We start from the raw sequence: 8,015 nt of genomic DNA, 5'->3' as shown, positions 1-8,015 counted from the left end.
CGCTGCGCAGCGCCGCCAGCGATGCCGGACCGGTCGCCGAGACCCGGCTTGGCCCCGACATCCTTGCCGGCGAGGTGCCGCAACAATTGATCCCGGCCGGTCACTGGCAGGCGGCGCACGCCGACCGGGGCTGGGCACTGGTCAGCTGCGTCGTGTCGCCGGCGTTCGAATTTTCCGGTTTCGAGCTGGCGGCGGAAGGATGGGCGCCCGGCGGCTGACCGCCGTTGATATCTGACCCGGGCCATTTTCAGGCCGCACCTTGGAACAACGGGTGAAAGCTGACCACCGCTTGCGGTGCCTTCACCCGCAGCGGCAATATCCGGAAATATTCTGCGGGCTCGCCATCGGGGCAGAGGTCGGGAAAGGGCTTGAAGCCAAAGCGGCGGTAATAAGCGGGATCGCCGACCAGCACACAGCCCGCCGCATCGCGCGCACGCAGGTCCGCGATGCCGGCCTCGATCAGCTGGCTGCCGATCTGCTGTTTCTGCAGGTCTGGTTCCACGGCGATCGGGCCAAGCGCATACCAGCCAGCAGATCCATCCGCGGCGAAGGCTTTGGTAAAGGTCGCCTGCCCCCGGACCACGCCGTCCCGTTCCGCCACCAGCGACAGGGCCAGCGCTCCGGCCTCGCGGAAGCGGTCGATCAGGTGCTGCTCGTTGCCGCCCGCATAAGCCATGGGTGCGAAGGCCCGCTGGGTGACGGCGCGGATCGCGGCGTGATCGGCGGGATGTTCGGGGCGAATGATCAGGGTCATGGGTTGATATTTTCCATTTTTCGATGGGCTGTCGTGTGCCGCAGTGGATTGCCGCGTCGCTGCGCTTCTCGCAATGACGACACATGACCTGGAAGTTTACACCGAAGCACCATTTTATTTTCCGTCACCTTCCGGCCCCTTGCCCCCGACATGCTCCGGTGGCACGATCCGGTCGAGCCGGGCCAGCGCCTTCAGAACGGCGCGATTGTCGGGTTTTCTGATGGTGCCGAAATATTTCCCGCCGCGCAGCATCGGGCGGTATCGGTCGAGCCGGATGCGCCGGAACAGCCCGTCCAGTGTGACCTTTGCCGGCAGCGAACTTGCCACACCCAATATCACGTCCCAGGCGGCAACAAATTCCTCTGCCCCCGGCTTGCGGCGCAGCCGGTAGGCGCTCTCCCGGCTCATCCCGACCCGCTCCGCCGCGGTCTTGATACAGCGGGTTTCGGCGAGATAGCCTAGGAACTCGGCCTGCCTGAGCGGCGTCCAGCCATCGGCGCGGGCGCACAGCGGCACCGGGCTGAAATCGGGGATGCGGGAAATCCGGCGGTCCTGGACCGCGCGGCTGCGGGGGTCGGGGCGGTGCGGGTCCATGGCGGGGAGTAAGCCATATTCGGGCGGGTGTAGGAAAGGGTTTTTTTACGAGATGGTCGCCCGCACTTCGTCATCCTGAACTTGTTTCAGGACCTCTCGCGGCAGCCGCCGCCGTCGGTTATCTGACGAACGGGATCCTGAAACGAGTTCAGGATGACGAGGGTTGGTTGAGGATGACGAGGGTTGGTTCAGCATGGCGAGGGTTGGGTCAGGATGACGATAGCGCGCGGGCAAAGCCGATTGCATTCTCCTCTCGGCTGCGCAAATATCCTGCCAGCAAAACGGGAGAGACGGGATGAGTGATCTGGAACAGCAACGGCTGCGGATCGTGCGCGATCATATGGCGCTGGAGATTACCCATGAATGGGATGCGGTGATCGATACGTTCGAACATCCGCGCTACGAACTCTATGGCAATGGCACGGTGTTTGACGGCGAGGAAGCGGTGCGCGCCTATTTTGCGCAGTCGCGCACGCCCTTTCCCGACCAGGCCAATGAAGTGATCGCGATCGGCGCGGCCGGCGAGCATGTGGTGCTGGTCGAATTCTGGCTGACCGGTACCCATCTGGGACCGTTGGCCATCGGCGGGACGGTGGTGGAGCCGACCGGCAAGGCCTTTCGGGTGCGGATGGCGGCGAGCTTTGAATTTGCACCGGGGACGGACCGGATTGTTTGCGAGCGGGCTTATTTTAGCGAGGGGTTGATTGCTAAGGAGTTGGGGTTTTGAGGGCTGTCGGCTGAATTGCAAGATTAATAGATGTGATAAAGATTTCTCCCAAGAGTCTATTATCAACATATTCTCCAACTAATTAGCCATAATTACAAGCTATTGCTATCCAACCAAAAAATTGCGATTTATGTACGTCATGGCCATACCAGTCCCTAGACCATCTTTTCTGGACCATTGTGAAAACTTGGGTGCCTTTAATGGTGAAAAACGGTGGCGAAGTCGAGATGGAAAGCGGATTTACACTTGGGATTCCCTTCACGGTGAAATTGAAGTATTCAATAAGAGAGGCAGGCACCTTGGTGCAGCCAACGCTTTGACCGGCGTTATCGTCAAAGGCCCAGTTAACGGGAGGCATATTGATGTCTGAAAACATGCCAAATTTTATGGTCGGCCTAATGGATGGCCTCTACCTTGCTGATGAAATCGACGATTTCATAGACACTTGGCATGACATGACCGATGGATCGATCGAGTTGCACGAATTCCTTGGTATGAGTTGGGCAGAGTACTCGCTCTGGGCTAATAACCCGGATAGCATTTTTGATATCGCTAGTGCTAGGCGAAGAAATATTAGCCTCGAAGAGGCCGTTAATGACAACATTCAATCAAGCATGAAACTTGCTGCTCGTTCAAATAAGGCTTCAGAAATTGCATATCTCCAGAACTGGATCAATGCGCAGCTTAAAGGAAACTCCCGTTACTAAAGAGGAACGCTTCGCTCAGCGTTTTTCGATGCTTAGAGGCCTTTCGATCCCCTTTGATATTGAAAAAGTTGCGAAGTCGTTAGCCGATCTTGAAGAAAAAAATTTCCCTCTTGAAATCGACGGTCTTTGCTTGGACGTAAAAGGTCGGCACGGTCGACCCAAGATTTGGATCAGTAAAAGCCTTAGATCGCGCCGCCGTAACTTTACGCTTGCCCATGAAATCGGGCACATCGTCATCCCTTGGCACACGGGCTCTATTGTCGACGAAATGGATATCCAGGAATCTTCGGAAGTATCCTACTATGTAGAATTGGAACGAGAAGCAGATCGGTTCGCTGCTGAATTATTGATGCCGCAAACTTGGACAATTTCATTGATCGAACGCGCTGAGCATATGCAGAATGCAATGCGTGCGGTCTACGATATCGCGAAAGTCTCCGCTCAAGCGGCAGCGCTGAGGGTCATTCAACTGGGGCCTGCAGGCTTTGTGGTCAGTGCAGTCAGAGATGACTTGATCGAATGGTCAGGAAAAACCTCGGGAACGACAACTAGACTACCTAATAGGGGTGATGTTATATCAAATATTTCGATGCCAACCCATCATGATCCGAGAATACTAGCGTTGGGTCAAACGCGATATTATTGGTGGAAAGAGAGGGAAGAGCTCGAAATCCCTGCAAGACCCTCCGGTGAATGGCGTGATATTTTGGAAACAATTGTTTCAGATTTCCCCATCGACAAGAAGCACAAGGTCAAGCAGCGAGTGAACGCAATCGTCGGGGGTGCAGTGCGTCATCACTCTAAAGGATCGGCGGTTGAGCCGATGTATTGGGCGATCCAAAAAGCGCTTGAGAATCGAAATGATTATGATCCTTGGCTGTCTACTGCCCTGTCTAACTCTCTTTTCACTGATTACGTTTTGGCTCGTATTTACGAGCGGAGCGAACACCACCAAGGTGATTGAGAGTGAAATTAAATTTGCAGTTACGGCTACAGTGACAGTTCATGAATCAAATTAAATTCAGGCCACCTTCGGCGCAGGCGCGCCCCTGAGCAGGCCTTCGGTGCTCAAATCCTCGTCGATATCGGGCCAATGGATGCCATAGCCGCCGCCAGCGATTTTCCAGTGGCTGCGTTGATCCGCCGTCGCGCTGTGCAGGCGTGGATACCAAGCCAGCGGGACAGAGATTGTTCTGCCATCCATCAGATCGACGATCAGGCTGTCATCGCTGCATCGCACGTCAGCAACGCGTTCGTCGGTGATTTTAGCTGAAATATTCATGCCATGCCTCCAAAAGCGCCATACGGTTTTCCTCGACCAGCTTCAATATGCCATTAATCTCGCGCGGACGGAAGCCGATATTGCGGGCCAGCGAAACTGGGTCCAGCCATGCCTTTAGCGAGTGGCTGTCTTTATCCACATGAATATGCGGTGGTTCGTTGGGTTCGTGACTATAAAAATAGAACCGATAACCCCTGATCCGTAATATGGTCGGCATGGTTTACTCCACAGGTTCGACCTTGGTGTCTGCTTTTGCCGGAGCTGCTGCGGACACGTCCAGTATCCTAATATTACCTCATGCAAAAGCAATCGCCTTTTGATACGCTCCTCCCGCCCACCACATCAAGAGGACCTCCCATGACCACCACCCAAACAACCCACCGCCAAGGCCACTGCCTCTGCGGCGCCATCACCATCACCGCAAGGCAAGCCGCCAGCCATGTCGATGCCTGCCATTGCCGGGCCTGCCGCCGCTGGGGTGGCGGGCCGTTTGTCGAGATTGATTGCGGGAGCGATGTGGTGATCGAGGGGGCGAAGACGATGACCGTCTATAGCTCGTCGGAACTAAGGTGACAGCGCACTGATGGCACCAGACTAGGGCGAACTTGTCAGACGGTTACGACAACCGGCAAGTCCCATGCCATTCTCTGGCACAGTCTTCACCTTCCCGCAAAGCCACTCACAAGACATCCCCCTCCCCAACCCCTCCCCTGAAGGGGAGGGGCTTTTTCGGTTTTGCCGTGCGTTCGGCGGTCGGGTTGATTGTCTAGTTCGGGCGGGGCCGCGCTGCGCCCGGCTGGTCTGACTGGGGGATCGAGAAGCAGAAGGTCGATCCCTGCGGGCTGCTCTCTGCCAGCGCGATCAGCCCGCTGTGCGCTTCGACGATAGTGCGGCAAATCGACAGGCCCAGCCCCATGCCGCTTTCCTTGGCCGATGTTGACCAGGTAAAAATGCCGCTTTCCGTATCGGCCGACAGTCCGGGTCCGGTATCGCTGACGCTGACCAGCAGCTCGGTGCCCTGATCCTTTGCCTCGATCGAGACGATCTGCCGTTCGGATTCCAGCACCGCATCACAGCCATTGCGCAGAAGATTGATGATCACCTGCTGGATCTGCACCCGGTCGGCGGTCATCGTCAGATCGCCGGGGACGTCATCGACAATATTCACCTGGGGCGGGACCGCGGCGTTGACCAGGCGAACGCACTCGTCGATCGCCGATTTCAGGTTGAAGGGCGCGCGGACGGGTACGCGCTTCTTGGTCATTTCCCGCAGGCTCTGGATGATTTCCGCGGCATTTTGCGATGCTTGCTCTATCCCCTCGACGGCCTGGGTCAGGCGGTCGGCGTTCTTGTCCGAGGGCTCGATCAGGCGCATCATGCCGGCGGTATAGTTGGCAATCGCGCTTATCGGTTGATTGAGTTCGTGCGCAAGGGTGGCGGCCATCGTGCCCATTGCATTGACCCGCGAGACGAAGATCATTTCGGTCTGGAGAGCGGACAGTCTTTCGGCCGTCTCTCGCTGTTCGGTGACGTCATAGCCTTCGCAAAACAGGCCGATGACCTTGTTGTCGGCATCGCGGATCGGCTGGTAGACAAAGTCGCGATAGCGGATTTCGACCTTGCCGCTGGTCGGGCTGAATATGCCGATCCCCATGCCTTCGCCGACATAAGGCTCGCCGCTGCGATAGACCTGGTCGAGCAGATCGATAAAACCCTGATCCACGACTTCGGGAAGCACCTCGGCGACGGTCCGTCCCTCGATATCGTCCTTCCGGACAAAGCGCTTGTAGGATTCATTGACAAAGGTGAAGCGGTGCTCTGGCCCCGCGGTGACGGCGATGAATCCGGGTGCGGAATCATACATCTCGCGCATCTGGCTGGTCTGGCTCTGGTCGATCTGGCCGGCGAATTCAGATATCCGGTCATCATGGTCGCCCAGTTCGACAAAGGAGAGATAATTCTGGCAAATGACGTCATCCCCGTTACGGACCGGGCTGATCTGGACGGCGGCGAGAAACTGGCGTTTGCCATCAGGATCGTCATTGAGACGGTGGCGGCGCATTTTCCAGATCGCGCAGCCGCCATGGGTCATCATCTTGTCGAGCGATGACAGGATATCGGGGCCGGGGCCATCGACCAGAAACTGGCTGAGTGGCTTGTCGAGGATTTCCTCGCGGGTGCTGCCGGTCAGTCGCAAAAAGGCATCATTGGCAAAGATGACCGGGTGATCCGGCGCCGTGCCATCGGTGAAAATCTTTGGCATCAGCGCGGTCTCGACCGCCACGGCCAGAGGGCCCAGTTCCTTGCGAAACTCTTCGGCCCGTGCACCGCCGGATGCCTGCGAATCATCTGCCATGGTCATATCTTTGCAACTCCCAACGGTCGAGGGTCAGAAAAACAGGCGCCTCTTCCAATATCTGACCCGGTCACACTGGGGGAGAGCGTCGGCTCAACCCTAACGAAAGGTGGGATTCATTGCAAATATGCTACCCGGGCCGGCGGCGCGCGGGCGGCAATATACAGGATGACGAGACGGACCGGGCAGAGCTGTTCGCGGTGATCGTGGCGGTGCGGCTGGAACCGGGTCAGGTCCCAGCGCCAGTCCGTTATTTTTTAGCGCCAATCTGCCGCCACCCCGGGAACCCGTCGGGGGTTTGTGCATTGATATTGTACAGGCGCTGTCGCCTGCATCCCCCACGAGCCGGCAATCCGGCTCAATCAAAGGAGTTTTCAAATGGGCGAACTGGTAGACAAAGTAAAAGGCAATGTGAACGAAGCCGTTGGCAAGGCCAAGCAGAAGAGCAATGATCCCGAAACCCGCGCCGAAGGCAAGGGCCAGGAAACCAAAGGCAAGGGCCAGCAGCTCAAGGGCAAGATCAAGGGCGCTCTCGGCGACGACATCTAGAACTCCCTGCGTTCCCGGCGCTGCCCGCCCGCCCCCCCCCCCCCTGCGGCAGTGCCAACGGAAAAGCCGTCCCTTGCGGGGCGGCTTTTTTGTTGGGGGTTGGCGGTGGTTAGGACGGCATGGCGGCACCCGGTCCGTTCGTGCTGAACTTGTCGAAGCACGGTGGGACAAAATGCCTTTATTTGAGCGACGCCTGCCCTTCGACAGGCCCAGGGCGAACGGGAATCGATCGGCTGGCGGTGAGCGGAAGCTCTGAAGACTAGGAGCAGGCCTCGACATAGCCGAGCACCGGCATCGTGCCGACATGGATCTGGCTGACCTTGCCGTCGCTGCCGATTTCAAAGCGCAGCGCGGGATCGCCGCTGGCGGCATTGGGGGCGGTCAGATATTTGCCGGGCGCGTCGACATATTTATGCGGCGTGGCGGGAAAGGGAAAATATTCCGCGACCTCGGCTTCGCTGGCGCCGGTGCCGATGCCCTCGGCCAGTTTGACCGACGAGCGCTGGCCGATCGAGATGCGGCGGACCTTGTCCTGCTCGACGATCGCATAAGCGCCGGGATAGTCGGACGAGGACAGCACCAAGCAGGTATCGGACACCTGCGCGCCGCGCACTTGCCAGTCGCTGGTGGCGGGTACGGCCTCGCCGATGCGCAGATCGCCGAGGCCTTGCAAGGAGAGGATATGGGCCGGCTGCGTGGGCTCGGGTGCGGGCGGGATTTGATTCTCCTGCGGCGGAGCGGGTGTGACGGCATTGGCGCCATCATCCGCCGCAGGATCGGCGGTGGGCTGGGAATTGCAGGCGGCCAGCAGCGCGAGCGGCGCGAGGGCGAGAAATTGTTTCATCATGGAGAGGACTCCTGGCTGGGGAAAAGGTTGCGGGACACACTCGTCATCCGCTTCCCTGCCCTCACAGAGGCTCGGCGCAGCCGCGGCGTTGTTCGCCGGCGACGGTCAGGCGGACCGCGAGCGGGTAGCTCTTGTCGGACATGCCGTCCGAGCAGCCCGGCTGCGGGCGGCTGGTGAGGACGAAGCGCTGGCCGGCGAG

At 58.5% G+C, this 8,015-nt stretch carries 13 protein-coding genes; 7 read left to right on the top strand and 6 right to left on the bottom strand.

Features of this window, described 5'->3' with window-relative positions; translation table 11 throughout:
* A partial coding sequence (locus ACEW8J_RS03810) for a cupin domain-containing protein (RefSeq protein WP_373490308.1) occupies positions 1-218 on the top strand: 218 nt, incomplete at its 5' end.
* 29 nt (positions 219-247) lie between these two features.
* Here ACEW8J_RS03810 and ACEW8J_RS03805 read toward each other — a convergent pair.
* Positions 248-754, bottom strand: coding sequence for a GNAT family N-acetyltransferase (locus ACEW8J_RS03805; RefSeq protein ID WP_373490307.1), 507 nt, complete (start codon positions 752-754; stop codon positions 248-250).
* Positions 755-868: 114 nt separating this feature from the next.
* Positions 869-1,348: a hypothetical protein gene (locus tag ACEW8J_RS03800; RefSeq protein ID WP_373490306.1), complete on the bottom strand. Its 480-nt coding sequence runs from the start codon at positions 1,346-1,348 to the stop codon at positions 869-871.
* Between the two features lie 295 nt (positions 1,349-1,643).
* Between ACEW8J_RS03800 and ACEW8J_RS03795 the strand changes: the two genes are divergently transcribed.
* From ACEW8J_RS03795 to ACEW8J_RS03780, 4 genes are all read left to right on the top strand, one after another.
* A complete protein-coding gene (locus ACEW8J_RS03795) occupies positions 1,644-2,075 on the top strand; it encodes an ester cyclase (RefSeq protein ID WP_373490305.1) in 432 nt (143 codons plus the stop codon).
* A gap of 130 nt (positions 2,076-2,205) precedes the next feature.
* Positions 2,206-2,445, top strand: a complete 240-nt coding sequence (locus tag ACEW8J_RS03790; RefSeq protein WP_373490304.1) for a colicin E3/pyocin S6 family cytotoxin — start codon at positions 2,206-2,208, stop codon at positions 2,443-2,445.
* Positions 2,438-2,782 (top strand): hypothetical protein, encoded by a 345-nt coding sequence (locus ACEW8J_RS03785; protein WP_373490303.1) that lies wholly within the window; start codon positions 2,438-2,440, stop codon positions 2,780-2,782. The genes ACEW8J_RS03790 and ACEW8J_RS03785 overlap by 8 nt, the downstream gene beginning before the upstream one ends.
* Positions 2,751-3,746: an ImmA/IrrE family metallo-endopeptidase gene (locus ACEW8J_RS03780; RefSeq protein WP_373490302.1), complete on the top strand. Its 996-nt coding sequence runs from the start codon at positions 2,751-2,753 to the stop codon at positions 3,744-3,746. The genes ACEW8J_RS03785 and ACEW8J_RS03780 overlap by 32 nt, the downstream gene beginning before the upstream one ends.
* A 57-nt stretch (positions 3,747-3,803) precedes the next feature.
* Here ACEW8J_RS03780 and ACEW8J_RS03775 read toward each other — a convergent pair whose 3' ends face one another.
* Both ACEW8J_RS03775 and ACEW8J_RS03770 read right to left on the bottom strand, forming a co-directional pair.
* Entirely contained in the window at positions 3,804-4,064 is a 261-nt protein-coding gene (locus ACEW8J_RS03775; protein WP_373490301.1) for a DUF2442 domain-containing protein, read from the bottom strand.
* A complete protein-coding gene (locus ACEW8J_RS03770) occupies positions 4,048-4,281 on the bottom strand; it encodes a DUF4160 domain-containing protein (RefSeq protein ID WP_373490300.1) in 234 nt (77 codons plus the stop codon). The genes ACEW8J_RS03775 and ACEW8J_RS03770 overlap by 17 nt, the downstream gene beginning before the upstream one ends.
* Before the next feature lie 140 nt (positions 4,282-4,421).
* On the opposite strand from ACEW8J_RS03770, the gene ACEW8J_RS03765 reads away from it, so the two are divergent.
* Positions 4,422-4,637 carry a GFA family protein gene (locus tag ACEW8J_RS03765; protein ID WP_373490299.1) on the top strand — a complete coding sequence of 72 codons (216 nt, stop codon included), beginning with the start codon at positions 4,422-4,424 and terminating at the stop codon, positions 4,635-4,637.
* A 193-nt stretch (positions 4,638-4,830) separates the two neighbouring features.
* On the opposite strand, the gene ACEW8J_RS03760 is transcribed toward ACEW8J_RS03765, so the two are convergent.
* Positions 4,831-6,420 (bottom strand): ATP-binding protein, encoded by a 1,590-nt coding sequence (locus tag ACEW8J_RS03760; protein WP_373490298.1) that lies wholly within the window; start codon positions 6,418-6,420, stop codon positions 4,831-4,833.
* 378 nt (positions 6,421-6,798) lie between these two features.
* Between ACEW8J_RS03760 and ACEW8J_RS03755 the strand changes: the two genes are divergently transcribed.
* Positions 6,799-6,969, top strand: coding sequence for a CsbD family protein (locus ACEW8J_RS03755; protein ID WP_373490297.1), 171 nt, complete (start codon positions 6,799-6,801; stop codon positions 6,967-6,969).
* A 259-nt stretch (positions 6,970-7,228) separates the two neighbouring features.
* On the opposite strand, the gene ACEW8J_RS03750 is transcribed toward ACEW8J_RS03755, so the two are convergent.
* Complete coding sequence (locus ACEW8J_RS03750) at positions 7,229-7,816, bottom strand: hypothetical protein (protein WP_373490296.1); 588 nt, start codon at positions 7,814-7,816, stop codon at positions 7,229-7,231.
* Positions 7,817-8,015: the final 199 nt, after the last annotated feature.

It is taken from the genome of Parasphingorhabdus sp. (assembly GCF_041748495.1).
Taxonomy (GTDB): Bacteria; Pseudomonadota; Alphaproteobacteria; order Sphingomonadales; family Sphingomonadaceae; genus Parasphingorhabdus.
The sequence above is the reverse complement of the archived record's forward strand: the minus strand, read 5'-3'. Positions and strand labels throughout refer to the sequence as shown.

Coding starts and splice junctions, on each gene's coding strand:
- ACEW8J_RS03805 (WP_373490307.1), bottom strand. CDS start 754: ATGACCCTGATCATTCGCCCCGAACATCCCGCCGATCACGCCGCGATC.
- ACEW8J_RS03800 (WP_373490306.1), bottom strand. CDS start 1,348: ATGGACCCGCACCGCCCCGACCCCCGCAGCCGCGCGGTCCAGGACCGC.
- ACEW8J_RS03795 (WP_373490305.1), top strand. CDS start 1,644: ATGAGTGATCTGGAACAGCAACGGCTGCGGATCGTGCGCGATCATATG.
- ACEW8J_RS03790 (WP_373490304.1), top strand. CDS start 2,206: ATGTACGTCATGGCCATACCAGTCCCTAGACCATCTTTTCTGGACCAT.
- ACEW8J_RS03785 (WP_373490303.1), top strand. CDS start 2,438: ATGTCTGAAAACATGCCAAATTTTATGGTCGGCCTAATGGATGGCCTC.
- ACEW8J_RS03780 (WP_373490302.1), top strand. CDS start 2,751: ATGCGCAGCTTAAAGGAAACTCCCGTTACTAAAGAGGAACGCTTCGCT.
- ACEW8J_RS03775 (WP_373490301.1), bottom strand. CDS start 4,064: ATGAATATTTCAGCTAAAATCACCGACGAACGCGTTGCTGACGTGCGA.
- ACEW8J_RS03770 (WP_373490300.1), bottom strand. CDS start 4,281: ATGCCGACCATATTACGGATCAGGGGTTATCGGTTCTATTTTTATAGT.
- ACEW8J_RS03765 (WP_373490299.1), top strand. CDS start 4,422: ATGACCACCACCCAAACAACCCACCGCCAAGGCCACTGCCTCTGCGGC.
- ACEW8J_RS03760 (WP_373490298.1), bottom strand. CDS start 6,420: ATGGCAGATGATTCGCAGGCATCCGGCGGTGCACGGGCCGAAGAGTTT.
- ACEW8J_RS03755 (WP_373490297.1), top strand. CDS start 6,799: ATGGGCGAACTGGTAGACAAAGTAAAAGGCAATGTGAACGAAGCCGTT.
- ACEW8J_RS03750 (WP_373490296.1), bottom strand. CDS start 7,816: ATGATGAAACAATTTCTCGCCCTCGCGCCGCTCGCGCTGCTGGCCGCC.